Origin of the sequence: Ornithinimicrobium cavernae, assembly GCF_003121625.1 — a bacterium.
GTDB classification, from domain to species: Bacteria; Actinomycetota; Actinomycetes; order Actinomycetales; family Dermatophilaceae; genus Ornithinicoccus; species Ornithinicoccus cavernae.
Genome location: NZ_QDDJ01000056.1, coordinates 1 through 581 on the forward strand (window position 1 = coordinate 1; position 581 = coordinate 581).

Annotated in this window: 1 rRNA gene; it reads left to right on the top strand. The window is 44.6% G+C overall.

The window, feature by feature from the left end:
- Positions 1-581: ribosomal RNA gene (locus DA085_RS20760) — 23S ribosomal RNA — on the top strand; the annotation flags it as partial.

A 581-nucleotide genomic window follows, 5' to 3' on the forward strand; every position in this document is an offset into this window, starting at 1 on the left:
CACGGTGGATGCCTTGGCAATCAGAGGCGAAGAAGGACGTGCTAATCTGCGAAAAGCTTGGATGAGTTGATAAGAAGCGTTTAATCCAAGATATCCGAATGGGGAAACCCAGTAGATGAAGAATCTACTATTATTAAGTGAATACATAGCTTAATAAGGCAAACCGGGAGAACTGAAACATCTAAGTACCCCGAGGAAAAGAAATCAACCGAGATTCTGTAAGTAGCGGCGAGCGAAAGCGGAAGAGCCTGTTAGTGATAATGGTTTTGTTAGGAGAATGAGCTGGGAAGCTCAATCGTAGAGGGTGATAATCCCGTATCCGAAAACATTATTATGGTACTAAGCTAACGACAAGTAGGGCGGGACACGAGAAATCCTGTTTGAAGATGGGGGGACCATCCTCCAAGGCTAAATACTCCTGATTGACCGATAGTGAACCAGTACTGTGAAGGAAAGGCGAAAAGAACCCCAGTGAGGGGAGTGAAATAGAACCTGAAACCGTGTACGTACAAGCAGTGGGAGCAAGAGAAATCTTGTGACTGCGTACCTTTTGTATAATGGGTCAGCGACTTATATTTTGT